The organism is Flavobacterium pasteuri (assembly GCF_048286615.1).
In the GTDB taxonomy this organism is placed as follows: domain Bacteria; phylum Bacteroidota; class Bacteroidia; order Flavobacteriales; family Flavobacteriaceae; genus Flavobacterium.
This window is the reverse complement of sequence record NZ_JBLVPN010000002.1, coordinates 229,813-253,151: the sequence shown is the minus strand read 5'-3', so window position 1 is coordinate 253,151 and position 23,339 is coordinate 229,813. Positions and strand designations below refer to the sequence as shown.

22 protein-coding genes are annotated in these 23,339 nt (G+C 34.7%); 7 read left to right on the top strand and 15 right to left on the bottom strand.

The window, feature by feature from the left end:
- The first annotated feature begins 22 nt into the window (after nt 1-22).
- The gene (locus ACNQF6_RS03730) at nt 23-505 is read left to right on the top strand and encodes a hypothetical protein (RefSeq protein ID WP_417963369.1); all 483 of its coding nucleotides are present in this window, start codon (nt 23-25) and stop codon (nt 503-505) included.
- Nucleotides 506-562: 57 nt separating this feature from the next.
- The gene (locus tag ACNQF6_RS03725) at nt 563-1,333 is read left to right on the top strand and encodes a hypothetical protein (RefSeq protein ID WP_417963366.1); all 771 of its coding nucleotides are present in this window, start codon (nt 563-565) and stop codon (nt 1,331-1,333) included.
- 30 nt (nt 1,334-1,363) lie between these two features.
- Here ACNQF6_RS03725 and ACNQF6_RS03720 read toward each other — a convergent pair whose 3' ends face one another.
- The 9 genes from ACNQF6_RS03720 to ACNQF6_RS03680 form a co-directional block, all read right to left on the bottom strand.
- Entirely contained in the window at nt 1,364-2,104 is a 741-nt protein-coding gene (locus ACNQF6_RS03720) for a DUF2490 domain-containing protein (RefSeq protein WP_417963364.1), read from the bottom strand.
- 183 nt (nt 2,105-2,287) lie between these two features.
- A complete protein-coding gene (locus ACNQF6_RS03715; protein ID WP_417963362.1) occupies nt 2,288-4,831 on the bottom strand; it encodes a TonB-dependent receptor in 2,544 nt (847 codons plus the stop codon).
- 242 nt (nt 4,832-5,073) lie between these two features.
- Nucleotides 5,074-5,487, bottom strand: a complete 414-nt coding sequence (locus tag ACNQF6_RS03710) for an RrF2 family transcriptional regulator (RefSeq protein WP_417963360.1) — start codon at nt 5,485-5,487, stop codon at nt 5,074-5,076.
- Nucleotides 5,488-5,691: 204 nt separating this feature from the next.
- Nucleotides 5,692-6,693 (bottom strand): hypothetical protein, encoded by a 1,002-nt coding sequence (locus ACNQF6_RS03705; RefSeq protein WP_417963358.1) that lies wholly within the window; start codon nt 6,691-6,693, stop codon nt 5,692-5,694.
- Between the two features lie 172 nt (nt 6,694-6,865).
- Nucleotides 6,866-7,678, bottom strand: a complete 813-nt coding sequence (locus tag ACNQF6_RS03700; protein ID WP_417963356.1) for a TPM domain-containing protein — start codon at nt 7,676-7,678, stop codon at nt 6,866-6,868.
- Nucleotides 7,678-8,115 (bottom strand): TPM domain-containing protein, encoded by a 438-nt coding sequence (locus ACNQF6_RS03695; RefSeq protein WP_417963354.1) that lies wholly within the window; start codon nt 8,113-8,115, stop codon nt 7,678-7,680. The genes ACNQF6_RS03700 and ACNQF6_RS03695 overlap by 1 nt, the downstream gene beginning before the upstream one ends.
- Nucleotides 8,116-8,258: 143 nt before the next feature.
- Nucleotides 8,259-8,846, bottom strand: coding sequence for a LemA family protein (locus tag ACNQF6_RS03690; protein WP_417963352.1), 588 nt, complete (start codon nt 8,844-8,846; stop codon nt 8,259-8,261).
- A 67-nt stretch (nt 8,847-8,913) separates the two neighbouring features.
- On the bottom strand, nt 8,914-9,246 hold the full coding sequence (locus tag ACNQF6_RS03685; protein ID WP_417963350.1) for a MerR family transcriptional regulator: 333 nt from the start codon (nt 9,244-9,246) through the stop codon (nt 8,914-8,916).
- Between the two features lie 98 nt (nt 9,247-9,344).
- The gene (locus tag ACNQF6_RS03680; RefSeq protein ID WP_417963348.1) at nt 9,345-10,322 is read right to left on the bottom strand and encodes a M23 family metallopeptidase; all 978 of its coding nucleotides are present in this window, start codon (nt 10,320-10,322) and stop codon (nt 9,345-9,347) included.
- A gap of 345 nt (nt 10,323-10,667) precedes the next feature.
- Here ACNQF6_RS03680 and alaS point away from each other — a divergent pair, with 345 nt between their 5' ends.
- The 4 genes from alaS (at nt 10,668) to ACNQF6_RS03660 (ending at nt 16,040) form a co-directional block, all read left to right on the top strand.
- Nucleotides 10,668-13,301, top strand: coding sequence for an alanine--tRNA ligase (alaS, locus tag ACNQF6_RS03675; RefSeq protein WP_417963346.1), 2,634 nt, complete (start codon nt 10,668-10,670; stop codon nt 13,299-13,301).
- A 242-nt stretch (nt 13,302-13,543) separates the two neighbouring features.
- Nucleotides 13,544-14,320 (top strand): hypothetical protein, encoded by a 777-nt coding sequence (locus ACNQF6_RS03670; RefSeq protein WP_417963344.1) that lies wholly within the window; start codon nt 13,544-13,546, stop codon nt 14,318-14,320.
- Between the two features lie 131 nt (nt 14,321-14,451).
- On the top strand, nt 14,452-15,417 hold the full coding sequence (locus ACNQF6_RS03665) for a GSCFA domain-containing protein (protein WP_417963342.1): 966 nt from the start codon (nt 14,452-14,454) through the stop codon (nt 15,415-15,417).
- 2 nt (nt 15,418-15,419) lie between these two features.
- Complete coding sequence (locus tag ACNQF6_RS03660; RefSeq protein ID WP_417963340.1) at nt 15,420-16,040, top strand: DUF4230 domain-containing protein; 621 nt, start codon at nt 15,420-15,422, stop codon at nt 16,038-16,040.
- Nucleotides 16,041-16,166: 126 nt separating this feature from the next.
- Here ACNQF6_RS03660 and ACNQF6_RS03655 read toward each other — a convergent pair whose 3' ends face one another.
- The 6 genes from ACNQF6_RS03655 to ACNQF6_RS03630 all read right to left on the bottom strand — a co-directional run bounded on the left by ACNQF6_RS03655 (nt 16,167) and on the right by ACNQF6_RS03630 (nt 22,807).
- A complete protein-coding gene (locus ACNQF6_RS03655; protein ID WP_417963338.1) occupies nt 16,167-17,924 on the bottom strand; it encodes an aromatic amino acid hydroxylase in 1,758 nt (585 codons plus the stop codon).
- A gap of 269 nt (nt 17,925-18,193) precedes the next feature.
- Nucleotides 18,194-19,327 (bottom strand): esterase-like activity of phytase family protein, encoded by a 1,134-nt coding sequence (locus ACNQF6_RS03650; protein WP_417963336.1) that lies wholly within the window; start codon nt 19,325-19,327, stop codon nt 18,194-18,196.
- Between the two features lie 62 nt (nt 19,328-19,389).
- Nucleotides 19,390-19,791: a group III truncated hemoglobin gene (locus ACNQF6_RS03645; RefSeq protein WP_417963334.1), complete on the bottom strand. Its 402-nt coding sequence runs from the start codon at nt 19,789-19,791 to the stop codon at nt 19,390-19,392.
- 60 nt (nt 19,792-19,851) lie between these two features.
- Nucleotides 19,852-20,388, bottom strand: coding sequence for a DUF4136 domain-containing protein (locus ACNQF6_RS03640; protein WP_417963332.1), 537 nt, complete (start codon nt 20,386-20,388; stop codon nt 19,852-19,854).
- 45 nt (nt 20,389-20,433) lie between these two features.
- Nucleotides 20,434-22,416 carry a urocanate hydratase gene (locus ACNQF6_RS03635; protein WP_417963330.1) on the bottom strand — a complete coding sequence of 661 codons (1,983 nt, stop codon included), beginning with the start codon at nt 22,414-22,416 and terminating at the stop codon, nt 20,434-20,436.
- A gap of 214 nt (nt 22,417-22,630) precedes the next feature.
- A complete protein-coding gene (locus ACNQF6_RS03630) occupies nt 22,631-22,807 on the bottom strand; it encodes a DUF5522 domain-containing protein (protein WP_158634650.1) in 177 nt (58 codons plus the stop codon).
- Between the two features lie 124 nt (nt 22,808-22,931).
- On the opposite strand from ACNQF6_RS03630, the gene ACNQF6_RS03625 reads away from it, so the two are divergent.
- Entirely contained in the window at nt 22,932-23,270 is a 339-nt protein-coding gene (locus ACNQF6_RS03625) for a hypothetical protein (RefSeq protein ID WP_417963327.1), read from the top strand.
- Nucleotides 23,271-23,339 lie beyond the last annotated feature (69 nt).

The window sequence follows — 23,339 nt, the reverse complement described above, 5'->3', positions numbered from 1 at the left end:
ATATTTGAAAAAAAGTAAGAATATGAGAAATTTATTAATTTGGTTTTGCTTAGTCGGTAGTTCATTCAGTTTTGGTCAAAATAAGAACTTTACAATTGAAGACAAGCTTATATTTTGGAAACTTGTTTATGAAGATTCAACAAGTATATCTAATTTAAAGTATAATCCGCGAATTGAGTTTTTAACAGATTCAACTGGAAGGATTAAAAAAACTAATTTTAATGATAAAAAACTTAATCAGTTAACTGCAGAGTTTAAGATCGAATCTAAGAGAGGTAAGTATCGTGTATCAGTATTTAATTTTAAATTCTTTGTAGAGCCTGTTGGATTATATTCTGGAGGAATTTCAATGCAAACAATTTCAGAATTTACAATAGAGAAGTCTTTGATGAAAAAAAATGGTCAAATTAGAGAATCGTCATTAGGCTATAATTTGACCGAAACATTGAACCCGCATTTAGTAGAATTGTTTAAGATTAAAAAATTAATTAAATCAGAATGGTAAAAGTAAAAGTGAATTATAACTGAATTTAAACCCTTAAATTTAAACCTGATATTTTTTATGAGAATTATAAAATGGCTATTTGGTAATAAGAATGAGGACGCAGAACAAATTGAAAGTCAAGAAAATAATTTTGAGATTGTAAAACACGAAATTGAACCTGAAGCAATATGCCCTTATTGTAAAATAGTATTAAAGAAATTCCCAGTAAGAAAGACGAAATGTTTTAATTGCGGAAAAAATATTTATATTTTAAAATTCAACAACTATAAAGAGAAAAAACTTATTACTGAAAATGAGAAACTAAATTACGATGCTGAGCAAAAAAGAATAAATTTCAGCAGTAGATGGTTGACCGATTTACAAAGATTTGGAATAAAAGAGCGTGATTTTAATGAAAGAAAAGAACAGTTTTTTAAAAAATCTGGAATACTAAATAATGACAATGATGTTATTTGGTCTTTCTTTAATGAGTTAGTGTACAAAAATCATAGTAATTTCAATCAATTACAGATGCTATATTATTCGATGGCTTTGTTAGTGCATGAAGAAGGGAAAGATAATTTTTACTTATTAAAAGAATGTGTGAAAGCTTCGTTAAATAGAATAGAGTTCGAAAGTGACTTAGTTTTTATGGTAGAAGTTGTTGCATGTTCAAACTCTTGTGACATTTGTAAAAAATCAAATGGTTTAAAAATGACTATCGCGGATGCTTTTAAAACAATGCCTATTCCGTGTAAAGAATGTAATCATTCAATTGGTTTTTGTAGATGCTTTTATGGTGCAATAACAATGAGAGATAGTGAAGGAATGTTAGTACTTAAGAAATAATTCCCGAAGAAATTCGGGATTTTTTTTGGGCTAGACTTTTTTGTTTAGCTTAATCTTATGAAAAATACTGAATCGGATAATATCTCTATTGAAATAATCAATTCCATTGGTTCGGCGTTGAAAACTGTTTAGATAACCCAACTCTAATGCAATGTTTTTGTTTATGCCATATTGTAGCGCTGCATAAATCCTATTTTGATCAAAAGTGTTTTTAATAATAGTTTTTCCCGCATTGAACATTATTTCATCTGAAAGAATAGTTTTTAAAAATTGATTTTCTTTTTTCCAAAAAATGTAATCGGCTTGAAGTCTGTATCTGAATCTCCATGTGAATGTAGAGCCGTATAACAATGATTCTTTATTGGCATTATGAATAAATCGTTCTTCTACTTGAAGGCGTTGATTAATTCCAAATTTCCCAATAGTTTTTTTCCAAGTAAGATCTTGCTGTCCCCTGTATTCCGGTATTTTAAAACCATTTGAAACTTCAGGTTTTTGTGTTGTAACAGAGAAATGGGCAAAGCCGATTCCTGCTTCTAAATAGTTATTGATCTTGTAGCGTCCTTGAATCCGTATTACATATAAATTCTCTTTTACTGGTTTCAAAAAGACTCTATTATCAAACTCGCTATGCAAAGACCACTTTTCACTAAATGCCAATTGATTGTTGTATCGTGTCCAAAGAATGCTTTGATGATCTATATTCTTCTCCGTTTGTGCTTGACAGAGAACTGATACAAATAAAAAGAAAATGATTCTTATAGTTTTCACGGAGTTTTATTTCAATTTTGGCAAATTTACAAAAACGCTATTAATTCTATGGGTTGTATTTGTTTTAAAATGTTTTGCCGTAATTTATTACTGAATAAAGCTGTGTTGAATAAAAAAAACAGCACATTAAAACCTAAGTTTTATAATGCTGTTTTAGTTTTATGTTTTTTTAAGCGTAAACTATTATAATGAAAATTTCAATGTAATTCCATACGTTCTTTGATCTCCTAATACACCTGCATATTGTCCTGTATTACCACCAGCAGGCAATAGTTGTTCGTAATAATCTTTATTTAAAAGGTTTCGTCCCCAGAATTGTACAGACAAACCATCTGTTGCACGGAAACCTAAACGAGCATTAAATAGCGCATAACCCTGAACTACTAAATATTTTGAAGCAGATGGACTTGAAGAGAATTTAGAACGCGCATAAGAATCGATTCCAAGGAATATTTTTCCTGCATTTCCAAAGAATTTTGCTTTATCTGAAAGCTCTCCTCCTAAGGATCCTGCCCATTTCGAAGCACCCGGTAAAGCAGTTCCGGAAACATCTTTAAAGGATACTGCAGCTCCAGTTTCTTCTAGCGGAAGAGGTGCATTTGTAAATTTGACATATTTACTGTCTGTATAGGTTGCTGCTCCATTGATGGTTAAATGTTTACTGATTACAAAACTCGCATCCAGTTCTACCCCTTTTACCTGTACTTTATCTGCATTGGCAAGATAGCCACGGTTTACACCTAATTCAGCTGCCTGTACATTAGTTTGAAAATCTTTGATATCGGTATTAAAGAAGGTTAAATTGAATATTGAGTTTTTAAACGGTGATGTTTTTACTCCAATTTCATAATGATTTACTTCTTCCGGTTTAATTACAGCAAGTTCAAGAATTGGTTGTCCGGCAAGAGTAGGTAATCCAGCTACGTTTACTCCAACTGGTTTATAGCTTTTTGCAAAAGTCGCATACGCATTAATCTTGTCAGTAGCTTTAAAAGAAACGGTTATGTTTCCAGAAAAATTAGTATCATCTGTGTTAGATGAAAAAGACTGATCCGTATAAACTAGTTTTTTCAAGGCAATTAAGGCTGGATCATTCGTTTGAAGCCCTCCGTATGTAGTACGTTTGTAATCAGCATCTTTTTTGTCAAAATTATGGCGTAAACCTGGTAACACGTGTAAACGTTCTGTCATAGCCCAGTCTAACTGACCAAATACTGCCGCACTGGAAGATCTAATGCGGGCATCGGTTTTGATACCATAACCTTCAAATAGATTTGGTGTTTTCCATAAATTACTGGTCGTGCTTTGTGCAAATCTCCATTGTGCATTACCGGATTCTTCTGTGCCATCAGTTTGTGATGTTTGGTCAATAAAAAAGACACCTACAACACCACTTAATTTAGAGGTAAGATGACCTGCGTATCGTACTTCTTGTGTTGTTTGTGTTTGTCTGCTTGGGTTTTGCGATTTTGCTAATACTTGTAATCCCGTAAAATCTCTATCGTTTGATGGATCCCAATTCCAAAAACGCCAAGCGGTTGTTGCAGTAAGTGTTCCGTTTCCAATTTTTGTATCTACATTAAGAGATATACCTCCCATATCTTGTCCGGAACGCCATGGAGTATCGTGGTCAATTTTACGATCAAACGCATTCAAACTCGGAAGTTGGTAATTCAAATCAGCAATAATAGCATCAAACTGACGGTAAGCTGCTCTTTGTGTATTTGTAACACCAGCAACTACTTGAGCATATCCATCTGGACGTTGCGTGGTAATATCTGCAGCTAATATAATATTGGTTCTTTCAGAGGGTGTATAAAGTAATTGTCCTCTGATTCCTTGATTGTTGAGGGTATTCGTAGGTTTTCCCGTTGTGACATTATTAATTAGCCCATTACGTTGTGTACCGGAAAAAGAGATACGACCTGCAATTTTTTTGCCTAATGCTCCTGTAACAGATGCTTTGGCTTGTAGGAATGCATAATTTCCGTAACTCACTTCAAAGTTAGCACCTGAAGTAAAACTCGGTTTACGAGTAGTGATGTTAAAGGCTCCTGAAGTTGTGTTTTTACCAAATAATGATCCTTGCGGTCCACGCAATATCTCAATTTGTTCGATATCGATAAAATCTAAAGTTGTTGCCGCTGGACGTGCATAATAAACACCATCAACATAGAAACCAACACCTGGATCGATACCATCATTAGTAAGTCCAAAAGGAGAACCTAGACTTCGAATATTAATACCAGTATTTCTTGGGTTTGAAGAATATAATTGAACTGATGGAACAAGTTCTTTTATGCGATTAACGTTAAAAGCTCCAGTTTGTTCTGCCTGTTTTCCTGTTATTACTGATATTGCGATTGGCACATCTTGTACTTTTTCTATTCGGCGTCTTGAGGAAACTACAACCTCGACCAAAGCATTTTCTTCAGTAAGCGTTATTTGCAATGGAGGTATTGTTAAAGAAGTAATTTCTATTTCTGCAGTTTTGTATCCTACATATTGAACTAAAAGAGTTAAAGGGAGTTTTCCTTTTGTGTCTATTATAAATTTCCCGCTAGAATCAGAAATTGTGTTAGAAGTTGTTCCTTTTATAACAATATTTGCGGCTTCTAACGGAATTTTTTGGTTTGTTGTAACGACACCTTCAATGTTTTGAGCAAATGATATTGAGAAAGTTAAAACGAATACTATTGCAAGTATATTTTTTAAAGAATTTTGCATTTATATTAAGTATATGTAATTAGTAGAATTAAAATTAAATTTTTTACTAGCACATATACATCATTTGAGAGCTCTTTTTTTCAATTATAATTAGTGGGTTTTTTCGGGATTGCCTATTCAGAAAAGCAAACTTACTTCGGTACGTTTTCATACGTTTAAAATTAGATTGTTAAGTATCTATTAAATTCGAGGTAAATATATAATTAATTCTATAAAATTAGTAGAGTTTAAAATATATTTTTTTATTTTTTTACTAATGAAGCAATAGTAATGCCTTGCATAGCCTTTAAAGTTTCCTCTCTAATAGTAATCAATCCGTGTCGTAGTAGGCATTCCGATTCATCGACGCAATCAGAACAGCGTTCGTAAAAATTCAATGATGCACAAGGAAGTAATGCAATTGCACCATCAAAAAGTCGGTGAATGTCGGCTAAAGTAATGTCGTTTTTAGATTTTAAAAGATAATAACCACCAAATTTACCTTGTTTACTTCCTACGAAATGTCCTCGTTTCAAATCCAACAGAATCTGTTCCAAAAACTTTTTTGGAATAGAGGCCGCGTCCGCAATTTCTATTGTTTTAGAGATATGGTTTGCGTCTTGTTCTGCTAAATATAGAAGTGCTTTAAGAGCATATTTGGTTTTTTGTGAAAGCATTTGGTATTCGTATTACGCTTTTTTAGTGTTTAAAAACTACGCTAAAGATACTTGTTTTTTCAAACGAAGCAACTTAAACCATGAAGTTTTCAGACCTTCAGGATGTGTGTTTCATTATTGTGATATTTTACCACTAATTTGAAAAAGGATTGAGAAGCGTAGAGCAATCTTCATCCTTTTACAGTAAAGGTATAAATGACAAGATTATTTACAAGTGTTTTTTAATTTAATAGTGTTATCTGGATTTAAGGGTTCATTTGTTTGTGCTAGTCGTTGCGAACCCACATTTGCCGGACATGCTATGTCATTAGTAGCGTCATAAACAATTCGTTTTCCGGAAACTAATAGTGTTTTGGGAACATAAAGTTGTACTTTGGTTATTGCATAACCGGACGGATAATACCGAATGTAGTATCCATCTGGGTGTAAAGTCCATATCCCACTTGGAATATCAGTGCGTACAGGCGCCATACCGGCAATTATCGCGTATTTTTCCATTTCGGCGTAGGTATAATTTCCATTAGCAACCATTTGTCGAATGTTATTTTCGGCTTCAAAAACATTTTGTACCGCTTCAGGAAGTTTTGATTTTGCTTGATTCATAATGCTCGCAGGCAATACACCTAGCATGCCACCTTCAAGATGTGTTAATTCGGCTGTGCTCAATAGTGCAACGGCAGTAAGTTTCAATTGCCCACTGAAATCGGCAAAACGGGCTCTAGCTATAATAGCCCACAATAATTGTTGTATGTCGTGCTGCTTTATTTCAGGATGTTTTTCGGCATTTTTTAAAATAGTAATTACAATTTCTTGCTTAGGACCTTGAGTAGGTGCGTACATGTATCCATCGCCTTGAGATGGTGCGAAGGTACCTGCTTTTAAACAATAACTTTTTGCACTCATTTCATAAAAACCATCGCACAATACAAAACCGCCCTCAGAAGCTTTTGGTAACAAATATAATGGTTGCACGTTTTTGAGCACTAATAAATCAGGTAATTTTGATCCTGTTTGGTCTACATCTTCAAATGAGGTGGTAATCGATTCAGGTTTTTTCAGTACTTGATCAAGTCCCATTTTTTTTGCGCCCAAAGCAGCTCCTGCTTGTAATGCTTTTTCTTTCCAACCACTAAATTGTGAGTAACCTTGCAATCCGGTGCATAAAATTAGGATCACGATACCATGCAATAATTTTAATTTATTCATTATTTAAAATATTTAGTTTTTATTCAAAGATAAAATTTTTACTACTAATTAAAATAAAAAGACATTTAATTTTTGTGCCCAGAAGTTGCTTTTTAAGCAGTATAAGCTACTGTAGAATGTTGTTTAGAAACAAAAAAAGCTGCAACTGCAGCTTTTTATTATTTCATATACTTTACCAATCTCCGCCAGATCCACCACCAGAGAAACCACCGCCACCAAATCCACCGCCGAAACCGCCTCCGCCAAATCCACCACCAGATGAACCTCCGCCGAAACCACCTCCGCCACTGTTTCTTCCAAGGCTGCTTAGAATTATAACATCCAGTAGACCAGGGCCTATGCCACCACCTCTGTTACCAGAATTTCCGCCACCGCCTTTGTTTCGGGATATTAATACTAGTATAATGATGACAATAACGATTAAGGGTAAAATAGGGAATCCTTTATCTTTGGTTGTTTTAACTCGTTCGCCTTTATATTTTCCTTTGAAAACATCAAATAAAGCATCCGTTCCTTTATCAAGTCCTTTGTAATAACTTCCTGCTTTAAATTCAGGAATAATGATGTTTCGTGTAATTTCTCCACCTATACCGGCAGTCAATCTATCTTCAAGTCCATATCCTGGTGAAATCCATATTTTTCTTTCGGCTTTTGCCAATAAAATAAGTACTCCATTATCGTTTTTTGCAGTTCCACCAATTCCCCAAGCATGTCCCCATTTTGGAGTAAGGATGCCAATATCTTCTCCTTTAAGGGTTTCTATGGTAATAATCACAATTTGAGTAGTGGTAGAATCAGAATATTTAATCAGCTTTTCTTCTAATTGTGATTTTTCTGTTGCGCTTAAAACATTCGCATAATCATAAACAGAAGTCTGTAATGTTGGTTTTTCAGGAATGGTAAATTGGGCATAGCCAATTTGTGTGAATAGCAAACATACAAACAACTTTAGGAAAATTAGGGTACTCTTTTTTTGTAATAGCATTATCCTCTAGATATTTCGTTTGATAATTCATTTGTGTCGCCTTCCAGCCAAGGAAAATATTTCTGCAATTGCTCTCCAGCTCTGGTAATTCCATCGATAAGACCTTGCTTGAAATCTCCTTTTTTGAATTCTGCTACCATAACGTCTCGGGTACAATTCCAAAAATCATCTTGTACGACATCATTAATGCCTTTGTCACCACAAATAACAAAATTTCTGTCTTCTACCGCTAAGTAAATCAAAACGCCATTTTGAAGTTCAGTTTCATCCATTTTTAGTTCATGAAAAACTTCCATGGCGCGATCATACGCATCCAAGGAAGTTGTTTTTTCTATATGGACTCTAATCTCGCCAGAAGTGTTTTTTTCAGCCATACGAATAGCTTCAACAATTTCTTGTTCTTCTTCTTTGGTTAAAAAATCTTCTACTTTTGACATTGAAATATTTTTGATTTAAGATTAACGATTTTTGATTTCAGAATTATTAAATCTGCAATAAAAACCGTTAATTTTTATAGGTTGTTTCTTCAATTTTAATTTATTTGGACTTCTAAAAATCTAAGAAGTCTAATAATCTAACTTTAGAATTTTACTTCAACTGGTTTCTCTGCACCTTCAACGGCATTAAAGTATGCTTTATCTTTGAATCCGAATAATCCAGCAAATAAGCTGTTTGGAAACGTCTTGATGTGAGAGTTATATGGTTTTACTGCTTCGTTGAAACGCGTTCTCGCCGTTAGAATTTGATTTTCTGTACTTGCCAATTCGTCCTGTAATTTCAAGAAGTTCTGGTTGGCTTTTAATTCTGGATACGCTTCAACCGATACTAATAAACGAGACAATGAACTGCTTACGCCACTTTGTGCTTTGTTGAATTCAGCTAATTGTTCCGGAGTAATATTTGCTGGATCAATTTTTACAGAAGTAGCTTTAGAACGCGCTTCAATAACTGCTGTCAACGTACTTTTTTCAAAATCAGCGGCACCTTTTACCGTGTTTACTAAATTCCCAATAAGGTCATTTCTTCTTTGATACGCTGTTTGAACATCACCCCAAGATTGTTCTACATTTTGGTTTAACGTTACTGCGGTATTATTAATTCCTTTAACCCAGCTGTAAATTACAAAAATTACAACTGCTCCGATAATCCAAGGCAAAAATCTTCTCATGTTTACTTAATTTAATGTTTATTATTTAATTGTTTTAAAAATTTTAATTAGTACTTAGTCATATTGACTACAATTCGTTTTTAATATTTGTTAATTGTGTGCGTATCATTTCTAATTTTCGAATGATATCAAACTTATCCAAAGTCTTCTTTTGTCCTTCTTTCAAATGGGTTTTGGCACCTTCCAGCGTAAAACCTCTTTCTTTGACCAAATGATAGATCAGTTGTAAATTAGTGATGTCCTCTGGAGTAAACATTCGATTGCCTTTCGCATTCTTTTTTGGTTTCAAAATATCAAACTCACTATCCCAAAAACGAATCAACGATGCATTCACATCAAATGCCTTGGCTACTTCGCCAATGCTGTAATATCTTTTGTCTTTAGATAATTCAATATGCATATCTATTTTTTATTTTTTGTCCAGCTGAATCTCACTGAATACTATTTTTTATCTTCTATCTGAACACTGTGAATCGAACACTGCACACTATTTTTGTATTAGTCTAATGATTGATTCTCTTGATTTGCTAATTGTGCAATGACAACATATTCTACTGCCGAAATATTTCCGTAATAAAAATTAAGCGGATTCACCACTTTTTTATCCTTGTGAACCTCATAATGTAAATGCGGCCCTTCGGATCTTCCTGTGCTTCCTACATATCCTATAACATCGCCTCGTTTTACGCGTTGTCCAGCTCGGGCTTTATATTTGCTCAAATGTGCGTATAAAGTTTCGTATCCAAATCCATGCCGAATAACAATATGATTTCCATATCCAGAAGCTGTATTGTCTGCTTTTGCTACCACTCCGTCACCCGTAGCATAAATGGGCGTTCCTGTTTTTGCCGTAAAATCCATGCCTTCATGCATTTTCCTTGCTTTTGTAAAAGGATCCGTACGGTATCCATAACCAGACGCCATTTGTTTTAAATTTTCATTTTGTACTGGCTGAATGGCAGGAATGGCAGACAAAAAATCACTTTTGGCTTCTGCCAATTTCAAAATCACATCCAATGATTTGGACTGAACCGCTAATTCCTTGCTAAGGACATCAATCCTTTTTGTGGTATTGATTACCAACTGGGAATTGTTATAACCTTCTAATGTTTTATACCTATTGATTCCCGGTAATCCTGCTTTCCGAATGGAATCAGGAATAGCCGATTTGTTAAAATACACGCGATACAAATTATTATCTCGATCTTCAATAGCTTCAATAACGCCATTTACCTGATCCATTTTTTTGTTCAGCAGCGCATAATTCAATTTCAAATTTTCAATTTCACGCGCTTGCAAACGATCTTTTGGTGTTTCAAAATAAGGAGTGTTCAATAAAACAATGAAACTCAAAAAACCAAACAATGCCGATGCCAATAAAAACAGAATAATAACACCAAGTTTTCTTCTTTTTCGTGTTTTTATTTTTCTATAGGCTAGATTTTCGGAATCGTAATAATATTTTACTTTCGACATATTTTAAAATACCCTATTTTTGCACACTGTAAAAGGTTAGACGAACAAATTTAATAAATGTTTCATTTGTTACACCCTTTTTTCAATAATAAATAAAATAATGTGCCTATTCCAGCTATTCGTTACAAGTTCTCGTTTATAAATCTTTTTTTCTAATGAGCTAGCAGGAGCTTATCCCGAGACTTCGGGAGTAGCTCAGCCACCTCAAGAAAAAATAAATCTATAAATCTCGAAGCTTTTCACTGCTATCTGGGGCAAAAAAAATGTTAATTTGTTAATTTGGTTATTCGTTTATACGATACAGCCGATTAACCAAATTAACAAATAACTGAACAAAAAATAAAAATGAAATCACAAGACGTACGCAAGCAATTTCTGGAATTTTTCGCATCAAAAGGACATTTAATAGTTCCTTCAGCTCCTATTGTTCTAAAAGATGATCCAACCTTAATGTTCAACAATTCAGGAATGGCGCAGTTTAAAGAATATTTTTTGGGGAATGGAACGCCAAAAAGCAACAGAATCGCCGATACGCAAAAATGTCTCCGTGTATCAGGAAAACATAATGATTTAGAAGATGTAGGTTTTGATACCTACCACCACACCATGTTTGAAATGCTTGGTAACTGGTCTTTTGGTGATTATTTCAAAAAGGAAGCTATCAACTGGGCTTGGGAACTTTTGACAGAAGTGTATAAAATTCCAAAAGAAAATTTATATGTTTCCGTTTTCGAAGGAAATCCAGATGAAAACGTACCATTCGATCAGGAAGCTTGGGACATCTGGAAGGAATTGATTGACGAAGACCGAATCATTCTTGGAAACAAGAAAGACAACTTCTGGGAAATGGGAGATCAAGGACCTTGCGGACCGTGTTCAGAAATTCACGTTGACATTCGTTCTGTAGAAGAGAAAGCTTTAGTTTCAGGAAAAAGTTTGGTAAACAATGACCATCCGCAAGTAGTGGAAATTTGGAACAATGTATTCATGGAATTCAACCGTAAAGCCGATGGTTCTCTTGAAAAATTGCCTGCGAAACACGTTGATACCGGAATGGGATTTGAGCGTTTGTGTATGGCATTGCAAGGAAAAACTTCTAATTATGACACCGATGTTTTTACGCCACTTATTGAAAAAGTAGAGCAAATTACAGGATACAAATATCTTGATAATTCTGTCACTCCGAGCGCAGTCGAGGAGAAAACTAATATCGCTATTCGTGTAATAGTCGATCACGTTCGTGCCGTAGCTTTTGCTATTGCTGACGGACAATTGCCATCAAACACTGGTGCTGGTTATGTAATTCGTAGAATTTTACGTCGTGCAATTCGTTATGGATTTACGTTCTTGAATACCAAAGAACCTTTCATCAATCAATTGGTTGGTGTTTTAGCAAATCAAATGGGAGAATTTTTCCCAGAAATTAAATCACAACAACAATTAGTTACCAATGTGATTCGTGAAGAAGAAGCTTCTTTCTTGAGAACTTTAGATCAAGGATTACAATTATTAGAAAATGTAGTTGCCGAAACTAAAGGTTTAACCGTTTCTGGAACAAAAGCATTTGAATTATACGATACTTTCGGTTTTCCAATTGACTTGACTGCATTAATTCTTCGAGAAAAAGGGTTGGAATTGGACGAAGCTGGTTTTACCATTTCAATGCAAGAACAAAAAAATCGTTCCCGTGCTGCATCGGAAGTTTCTACCGAAGACTGGTCAGTGTTGATTCCCGGAAATGTAGAAACATTTGTAGGCTACGATCAATCAGAAAGTGACGTGAAAATCACTCGTATCCGTAAAGTGGATAGTAAAAAAGATGGAGTTTTGTACCAAATCGTTTTAGATAACACCCCATTTTATCCAGAAGGTGGAGGACAAGTGGGAGATAAAGGAATCTTAGTTTCTGCAAATGAAACGATTGAAATCATCGACACTAAAAAAGAAAATAACTTGATTTTGCATTTTGCAAAACAATTACCAGAAAATGTAAATGCTGGTTTTGTTGCTAAAGTAAATCAGGATTTGAGAAGCTTATCTTCCAGAAATCACTCGGCTACGCACTTGATGCATCAAGCCTTGAGAAGTATTTTGGGAACTCACGTAGAACAAAAAGGTTCTTTAGTAAATCCAAACTATTTGCGTTTTGACTTTTCACATTTTGCTAAAATGACGGAAGCTGAATTGCAACAAGTGGAAGATTTTGTAAACGCAAGAATCCAGGAGCAATTACCACTTATAGAAAGAAGAAACATTCCTTTTGCGCAAGCAGTTCAAGAAGGAGCGATGGCACTTTTTGGAGAGAAATATGGCGATGAGGTTCGTGCGATTAAATTTGGCGAAAGCATGGAATTATGCGGTGGAATCCACGTGAAAAACACAGCTGAAATCTGGCATTTCAAAATCGTTTCTGAAGGAGCGGTTGCTGCGGGAATTCGTCGTATTGAAGCGATTACAAGTGATGCGGTTAAAGCACACTTTGCTTCGTATGAAAACACATTAAATGAAGTAAAAACAGCATTGAAAAATCCTCAGGATATTTTAAAAGCCGTTCATTCGATGCAAGAAGAAAATGCCAAATTAGCGAAACAAATCGAGGCTTTGGTAAAAGATAAAGTCAAAAATTTAAAAACGAGTTTAATTGCTGAGATTCAAGAAATAAACGGTGTTCAATTTTTGGCAAAACAAGTGGATTTGAATCCGGAAGGAGCAAAAGATTTAGCGTATGAATTAGGGAACTTAGGTAATAACCTGTTTCTTGTTTTGGCTACAGCCGACGAAGAAAAACCAATGCTAACGTGTTATGTTTCTAAAGAATTAGTTGCGGAGAAAAACCTAAATGCTGGACAAGTGGTTCGTGAATTGGGTGAATTTATCCAAGGTGGTGGTGGCGGACAACCGTTTTTTGCTACAGCTGGAGGAAAAAATGTTGCAGGAATTCAACAAGCTTTGGAAAAAGCGATTGACTTTGTAAAGTAGAACAAATTTATTTTTTATAATAAAAACCCTTTTAGGACAGATGTTCTAAAAGGGTTTGTTTTTTTGTTCAACACAGTGTTTATAGGCGCTTCACATAGTGTTATCGGGAGGTTTAAAAATAGTAGTTTAACCGAAATATAGGGATTGTAACGATGAATATTGTAGCTTTTATTTTATTTTTCTAGGTTTGATTGATGTACCACCCCAAGGTTTGAGGAAGGTGAATCGATTTATTTATTATAATGAAAAAAACAAAAAATATTTTTTGGGTATTATCAATTTTTTTATTGACACTTTATTCGTGTTCAAATGATAATGACGATAATTTAAAATTGCTAAAGAAAGTTGTTGAAACTTTAGAAAATGGGACTTCAGAAACAACTGTATATACTTATAATGGAACTGAAATAGTTAGTATTGACGGTGCTGAGAAACATACTAATTTCACGTATACGGATGGTTTAATTACAAAAAGTGTAACACTAAATAAAGAAAATCAAGTTCAAGAGACCATTGAATACAGTTACCTTGTGGGTAAATTAGTTGAAGTTGAATCTTTGGGTAATTACAGCATAAATTACATTCATAATACAGATAAAACGGTTTCTTATGAAAGATTCAGGATTTCAGGCAATCAGCAAGTAAAAGAATTTCATGGAACATTGTATTTTGAGAATGAAAATTTGATCAAAAATGAAAGGATTTTAGATACTATGCCAGTAGGAATCACCTCAATTGAGAGTATAACTTTTGACTATGATGCTAAAAATAATCCGTTTTATACTATTTTAGGTTATAAAAAATTATTAAACCATATGGAGACCATTTCATCAAATAACAGTTTGATAAATACAGTAATTGTTACTACTAAAAATGGAGATCAAGTGTTATCTATAGCTAGTTTTCATAAAAGCTCTTTTAAATATGATTCGGATAATTATCCAACAGAACAGGTTTCGGAAACGTCACTTTTTGTTAACGGAAATAGAGGGTATCTGAAAACAGAATACTTCTATTAATAAAAATATTTATTTTAAAGTAACCCTTTCAGCGTATAAAACTCTGAAAGGGTTTTTTATACCAATGAAAATAGAACTAAACCTTATTTAATTCGCTAAAATTATTCAAATTTGTAGTAAATAAAATAGCAATGCAATTCAGAACCCCAATCCCTATTTCTAAAAGTAATTATCCTTTAGATTACAATTCTAAAATTGTGTCTTTGGGTTCTTGTTTTGTGGAAAACATGGGTGAAAAATTTAATTATTTTAAATTCGAAAACATCATAAATCCTTTTGGGATAATTTTCAATCCGGTTTCTATTGAAAAAATTATGGATAAAGTCATACATGAAACTTTATTCACAGAAGATGATGTCTTTTTCCATAACGAACGCTGGCATTGTTTTGATGTACATTCTGATTTAAGTAATTCAAATAAAGAGGAATTATTAAATAATTTGAATACACTAATTAAATCAACAAATAAACACCTAATTGAGTCAACGCACATCATTATCACGTATGGAACCTCATGGGTTTATCGAAATATAGAAAGTGATTCTATTGTGGCGAATTGCCATAAAGTACCTCAAAAACAGTTCAAGAAAGAACTACTTTCTGTTGCAGAAATAGAAGAAAGTATAGCGGATTTTATTAAATTGATACATTCCGTTAATCTAAATTGCAACATAATTTTTACAATTTCTCCAGTACGTCACATCAAAGATGGTTTTATTGAGAATCAATGGAGCAAAGCCAATTTAATCGCTGCAGTAAATAATGTTTTACAAGAATTGTTTTCAGTTCCCCCTTTGGGGGTTAGGGGGCTTTTCCCTTCTTACGAGATCATGATGGATGAACTTCGAGATTACCGTTTTTATGCCGAAGATATGTTGCATCCTAATCAATTAGCAATCAATTATATCTGGAAGCGTTTCAAGGAAACTTCCATTTCAGAAAACGCTTTTGCCGTGATGGATGAGGTCGAGAATATCCAAAAAAGTCTTTCCCATAAGCCTTTTAATCCAGATTCTGAAAGTCATTTTAAGTTCGAGACCAAAGTCCGAGAAAAAATCACTAAATTGGAGAATCAATATTCATTCATGAAATTTTAATTATGCTTAGAAGAATACTTATTGGAATAGCAGTTATCGGTGGAATATTTTTATTGTTCAAATTCTGTGATTTTAAGAAAAAAGATGATGAAGATATCACGTACAACACAAATCTCATTCAGCAACAAATTCTGAACGTTGGAAAATTGGTCGTTACTGAAGGTCATTTTTCTGAAGTGATCACCTATAAAAATCAACAAAAGTATTTGTTGGACATGCTTTCTTTCGAGAAAAAAGCTTTGGTGGTTGTCAATGCCGATGTGACAGTAGCATATGATTTGCACAAAATGAAATACGATATCGATGAAAAGAATAAAACCATCACAATTGTAAGTATTCCAAAAGAGGAAATAAAAATAAGTCCTGATATTCAGTTTTATGATGTGGAACAAAGCAAATTAAACCCATTTACGGGAGATGATTACAATAAAATAAACAAATCGGTAAAAGCGAATCTGGCGAAGAAAATAGAAAAATCATCGTTGAAAACAAATGCTCAAAATCGCTTGATAAGCGAATTATCTAAAATATTGATTCTGACCAATACCATGGGTTGGAAATTGCAATACGAAGGAAAAGTAATCGAAAGCGAAAAAGATTTTGGGCAAAAAATAAAATTATAAATACTTCTTTGTCAGGTTGAGTCCGTGCGACTTCGCTTGGGATAAACTAAAGTCGAAACCATCTTTAGGGGGCTTTATTTATAGACGTAATAATCTCGACTGCTCTCGATTTGACAAAAATAAGATTTAAGCTTTGTCTTTGTCAAAAATCAAGTCTAAACCACCAGCAATCAAATGGGCTACTTCGGGTCTTTTTTGTTTCAATTGATCAAGATAAACCATTATTTCCTGTAGCAATTGAGGTTCGTTTCGGTCCTTCAAAAGCTCTGCGATTTCAACAGCCAACAACCAGTCGTTTGGATGATTAGTTCGTAATTTATCAAAAATTGGAGTTAAAGAAGCTTCGTTATCCTTTGTTTCTCTTATGTTTCTAACTGTTTGATATAAAACCTCTAAATCATCACGTTCCGCCGTATGTTTCGCTTTGATGGTTTTGCTTGTTGGTACATGCGAAATCAAATCAAAACTATTCACATCAGCGGGTCCTGAAAATGCTGAAACCACTTTTTTACCTACAGCCATATCGTAAATTCCCCATTCTGGTTGAAACAAAATAGTTTCTCCGTGAGTCACGGTACAATTCTTTAAACTGATTAAAATAATCTCTCCGTGCAGGTTTCTAGAACCTGTAATGATTTCCCCTTTTACGGTGATATCTCCTTCGAATTCAAGTGTTACACTTTTACTTTCGGTAATGGAATAAGCGCTTAAATCTCTTGGACTCATGTCTTCAATCGCTAGATTTATACCTTTTAATTTTCCAATCGGACTTCCAAAACCTTCGGCATGTTTGATTGTTCCATGACCTACTAATTCTTTTTCACGGTATGATAATGCTGTTTTTCCGGTTGTTTGGATATAAACGGGTTTTCCTTCTTCTTCAATGACATTGGTGAAAACTCCCGAAATCTGAATTCCGGTACTCAATTCAATTGTTCCTAAAGCATTGGAATGAATCAGTTTATTAATTCCTGATAATCCTCCGGTACGCAACGCCATTTTATTAGCAAACTCTTCCAAAACCAAGCTTAAATATGCAAAATCTGCAGTAACGTAAAGTTGCGGTTGCAGTTTTGTAATGTCAAAACTTTGGTTCGCCGCTGATATATCGTAAGGTATTTTCTTTACATTATCCGTCATGCACCACGCACTTTCTCCAATAGACGAAAGCAGTCCGGCACCGTAAATTTTTGGATTGTCAATAGTTCCAATCAAACCATATTCCACGGTCCACCAATGCAGGTTTCTAATTTGTGCCATTTCTGATAATTCACCCATGTTATTCTGCAAATCCTCCACTGCTTTTTCAGCAGCATCAATATCGGCTTGCGATGTATCTTCAGCTTCTTTCAAGATTGAAAGCAGTCTGATAGCTTCATACATTTGGTAATCTTTATGCGAAGAAATCGCTTTACAGCCTATTTCTCCAAAACGACGCAGGTATTCCGCATATTCCGGATTGGCAATAATGGGCGCATGACCGGCACCTTCGTGAATAATATCCGGCGCAGGCGTGTATTCTATATGTTCGAGTTGACGAATGTCAGAGGCAATTACAAGCACATTATACGCCTGAAATTCCATAAAAGCATTAGGCGGAATAAATCCATCCACGGCAACTGCAGCCCAACCTATTTCGGTCAAAATACGGTTCATGCCATACATGCTCGGTATATTGTCAATTTCGATTCCCGTTTTTTTCAAGCCTTCCAAGTAGGAACTATGCGCCACTTTTGATAAGTAATCTACATTTTTGCGCATCACATAACGCCAAACCGCTTGATTTATGGGCGTATAATCGCTATAATCCTGAGGCTTAATGAATTGTTTTAAGTGCTTTGGCAATCGGTCTAATAACGGATTGCTTTCTATAGTTGAGTTCATATCGAAAACGTTGTAGTTCTACTGCAAAAGTACGAATTTCAGGAGCTACTTCCCGCTTTTCATTGCAAGTTTTTGTAAACCCGTTAGTTTTTCTACAGTTCCCGCAGGAGCTTCCTTTGGTCGCTTTGCAGCAACAAGAAAAACCAAAACGGCTTTCGCAAAAAGCTTTTCATTGCAAACGAAGTTCACTGAACTCCAGTAAAAATAAAAGTATAGTGAAGTAATCGGGGCTAGGGGAGTTGGGGATTAAAAGATATTTTTCGGATTTACTACTTCACCAACTCAAACACCAAAACCTGTGTTTTTTGTTTATCAGAAAAATTATTATCCGAAACAAAAATGATAGATGGATTACCATTTGTCAGTTTTGGACCAAAAGTAAGTCCTTCGATATTATCAATAAAAATTCCCAAGTCATCCATATTTAGAATCAGTTTTTTAGAAGCTAATTCCAATTTTTGGTTTTGTAAGGAAGGATAATTGTTAACGTTCGTTGCCTTTTTCAAGTCACATAAAAATACTTTTATTGTGCAAGCTTGTGTACCGGTAGAATAGGATCGTTCCACTACCAACAACTGGTTTTTACCATAATACTGAATTGCCGAAACACCATTTACTGCAAAAGCTCCTTTCGGATTGGGTTCACGAGCAATGGGTTCCAGTTGGTAACCGTATTGAGCGGTGTTTACTTTTGTTTTGGCATCAAATTGATAGAACCGAATCAAACCTCCTTTGCTGGTATTGGCTTGGTCGCCATCTTCAAATAAAGGTTCTTCAATATTGGTGTAAATATTTTTGTATTTAAAATCGAATGTAATTCCTTCTAAAGTGCCATTATTTCTCGGACCTTTTTCCAGTTTCTGCATTTTTAAATTTTCCGGTAAGGTAACATTGCCAAGAAAATCACCTTTCAAATCCATAAAATTTAGTGAAGGATTTTGTAAAACTTCCTTGTCGGCAGTAATCACTCGCGCACCTTCGCTGCTCCAAATCAAAGCATTCGTTTTTGGATTGAATCGGATATCTTCGGGATCTGTTGAGGTAGTTGGCGTGGTGTTCCAATCGCCGTACGCTGTTCCGGTTTCATTTTTTAAAGTGCTGACACTTTGGAAATCGATGCCTTCTACTTTATTTTCGAGCAAACGAATTTTTGCAGTATAAAATCTAGAATCGTTAAACATCGATCTGTCATCACATATCAAATAATACAAATCATTTTTTGCATCATAATCGATTCCGGACAATCCGCCCACTTTTGTATTCTGAAACGTTTTATCAAAAGGAATTTCAATGGAACTGACCAATTTTAAACTTGGAGTTATTTTGTTTTCAACGGTTTGTTTTAAATTGGAACAAGAAAGAAGAAAAGCGGGTAAAACGACAAGAAATAATAATTTGCGCATAAAAAAATGTGTTGCTATTTGCAAAAGGATCTGATTTTTGGATTAAAAACCCACTTTAAAAACTATGAATTGTTCGTTTGATTTTTTTCAAGATTGCGGAAATAGTCAATTTTGTAATTAAACATTTCAGCCATATTTTTAGCGCGTAGTTTCGCTTCTTCTGCTAATGGACCTATAAATAAACTATCGGTAGTTTCAGTGAAAATTTCCATCCAGCGGTCAAAATGTTCTTTGGCAACCGGTAATTGTTTGTGTGGTGGAAATGGACTTCCGGAATAGGAATGCACTTCAAGTAAAATAGTTTGCCAAAAGCGGTACATTTTTTCCAGATGTTCCGGCCAGCGGTTGCCTATTTTCTCGTTGAATATGGGTCCAATAAATTCGTCTTTTTGAACTTTAGAATAAAAAGTATCAACCAGTAATTTGATATCTTCGAATGTGGTAATGTCGTTAAATTGTGCCATGATCGGGTATAAAAAAAGCCTACGCAAAGGTAGGCTTTTATGTTGAAATGTAATGGTAAACTATTTTGCTTTAGGAGGATATTGCTCTAAAATTTTTGCGACAAATTCATTGATTTGTTTTTCTTTTTCAGTGCGGTTTTTAGTTAGGTAACCAACACCTTCGCCTTGCCAAACCAACTCTTTTTTCTTGGCATCAATTAAATCAATATACAATGTTCCTTCAGTTGAAGAGGAAACATAAGTGCTGCGGCCTCCCCATAAATAAGGATTCCATCCCCATCCCCAACCATAACCCCATCCGGCATTATACTGGTTTACGTCAATTTTTTCCCTTTCTTTAGTAAGTATATTAATCAGCAAATCTGGATTTTCACTTTTAGTCATGCCTTTAACGCTCAATTCTCGGTCTATGGCATTAAGGATTCTTTTTTTATCCAATTCTGAAATTTCAACTCTATCGATGCCTTTCTTATGGAAAGCATACGTTTTATATTGACTAAAATTTATGTTATTATCATAATCGGAATACACTCTTACGGAACTGCAAGATGCAGCTACAAGAAGTAGGAGTACTGGAAGGAGTTTAATTGCTTTCATGGGTTAGTTGTTTGATTACTAATTTACTAAAGTTACGTTCAAATTTTAAAAATCCAACAAATTGTCGGCTACTATATTAGGGATGGTCACTTTCAATAAAGGTTGCGTCTCCATCGCTCTTTTTATTGCAAATAATGCTCCGTCATTTCTAGCCCAGCTTCTTCTGGAAATTCCATTGTTGACATCCCAGAAAAGCATTGATTCTAAACGTCTTGAAGCTTCTTTAGAACCATCAAGAACCATACCAAACCCACCGTTAATTACCTCGCCCCATCCTACGCCTCCGCCATTGTGAATGGATACCCAAGTAGCACCTCGAAAGCTGTCTCCAATGACATTTTGTATCGCCATATCAGCTGTAAATCTTGAGCCGTCATAAATATTTGAAGTTTCTCTGTATGGAGAATCTGTACCGGAAACATCATGGTGATCCCTGCCTAAAACGACAGTTCCTATTTCGCCTTTTGCAATCGCCTGATTAAAAGCTTCGGCAATTTTAACACGACCTTCAGCATCAGCATAAAGGATTCTGGCTTGAGAACCAACGACTAATTTATTTTCCTGAGCGCCTTTTATCCAATGGATATTATCCTGCATTTGTTGCTGAATTTCTTCGGGAGCTGTTTTTGCCATTTCTTCAAGAACTTGGCAAGCAATTAAATCTGTTTGGGCTAAATCTTCTGGTTTTCCCGAAGCACAAACCCAACGGAAAGGGCCAAAACCGTAATCAAAACACATGGGTCCCATAATATCCTGTACATAACTCGGATACCTGAAATCGATATGATTTTCAGCCATTACATCAGCACCGGCACGGGAAGCTTCCAATAAAAATGCATTTCCATAATCAAAGAAATACGTTCCTTTGGCAGTATGTTTATTGATGGCAGTCGTATGACGTCGTAATGTTTCTTGAACTTTTATTTTAAATAAATCAGGATTATTAGCCATCATTTCATTGGCTTCTTCAAAGGAAAGATTAGCGGGATAATAGCCGCCCGCCCAAGGATTGTGTAACGAAGTCTGATCAGAACCTAAATGGATATGAATGTTTTCTTCATCAAATTTTTCCCAAATATCAACCACATTTCCAAGATACCCGATAGAAACAACTTCTTTATTGGCCTGCGCCAAAGCGACTCTTTTTACGAGTTCATCTACGTTTTCTATCACTTCATTGATCCATCCTTGACTGTGGCGAATATGCGTTATTTTTGGGTTTACTTCGGCACAGACAGTGATACAACCGGCAATATTTCCGGCTTTTGGTTGCGCGCCAGACATTCCGCCTAATCCAGAGGTGACAAATAATCCGCCTTTTGGACTGCGTTTTATTTTACGAAAACCATTCAAAACGGTAATAGTTGTTCCGTGTACAATTCCTTGAGGTCCTATGTACATGTAGCTTCCTGCGGTCATTTGTCCGTATTGAGAAACACCCAGTGCATTCATTTTTTCCCAATCGTCCGGTTTAGAATAATTAGGGATGACCATTCCGTTTGTCACAACAACTCGTGGTGCTTCTTTATGAGAAGGGAATAATCCCATCGGGTGACCGGAATACATAGTTAAGGTTTGCTCGTCGGTCATTTCTGATAAGTATTGCATGGTCAATAAATACTGTGCCCAGTTTTGGAAAACGGCTCCATTCCCACCATAGGTAATTAACTCATGGGGATGTTGTGCAACGGCATAATCCAAGTTATTTTGAATCATCAGCATAATTGCTTTTGCCTGTTCGCATTTTCCTGGGTATTCAGCAATTGGTCGCGCATACATTTTATAATCCGGACGCAAACGGTACATGTAAATACGTCCGTAGGTTTCAAGTTCTTCTGAGAATTCTTTGATCAATTCAGCGTGATGTTGCGGTTCAAAATAACGTAAGGCATTGCGTAATGCCAGTTTTTTTTCTTCTGACGAAAGGATTTCTTTGCGTTTTGGTGCGTGATTGATGTCAATTTCGTATGGTTTTTGTTTTGGTAAAACCGAAGGAATTCCTTGTTGTATTTGTTCTTGAAAAGTCATTTTTAAATTTTGTTTCGTTATTTTTTTTGTTGATTCGTTTAAGAAACTCAAACTTTGTGTAAAAAAAATGAAACAACTAAGGATAACGAATATCCGACCTATGGTAGGATTTGTGAATTTTGATTCTATATTTCTGTGAACAAATATCCATTTTATTTGGTGTTTTTTATAACTGACGTTTTCTTATTTTGTTGATTTTGATTCTAAAATGCTGTTACTTTTTATTAGTTCCTGTTTTTTTATCAAAACCATAGGGACAATGGCGACAGCCACTTTTACAGCAATAACCACGTTTTAAATGGTGTTTTTCAGTAAAGCATTTATAGCCCTCGGGTGTGTAATAGAAATCTTCCCCTTCTATTAATTTATTTTCATTACTTTGGTCAATCATATTTTGGGATTATTCTATTGTATGAGTCATTTGGATTACTAATTCATTAAAATCAACTCAAACGAGTGAGATTTTCATTAAATAGAACGATTTTATTATTACAAATTTATAAATTTTATAGCGAATGTTTCTGATTGTTGTTAAATATTTAATTCCAAAAGGATTCCGTGGATTGACATTTTTTCCTTTTGTATTTGTAAAATATGAAATGGATAAAGGAAATAGAGTTTTTGTCAATCACGAGAAAATCCATCTTCGACAACAGCTTGAATTATTAATACTTCCTTTTTTTATTTGGTATCTCTTAGAGTATTGTGTTCGATTGGTTCAGTATAAAAATGCAAATTTGGCTTATAGAAACATAAGTTTCGAAAGAGAAGCTTATGCAAATGAATCAAATTTAGTGTACTTAGAAAATAGAGTCTTTTTTCAATTCTTAAGATATTTAGATTTAAAAAAGTAATAGTATTTAGAGAGTCAATTTGTTAAATTTACTTGTATTTCGTTACCATCTGTTTGTGGAGCTAAAACA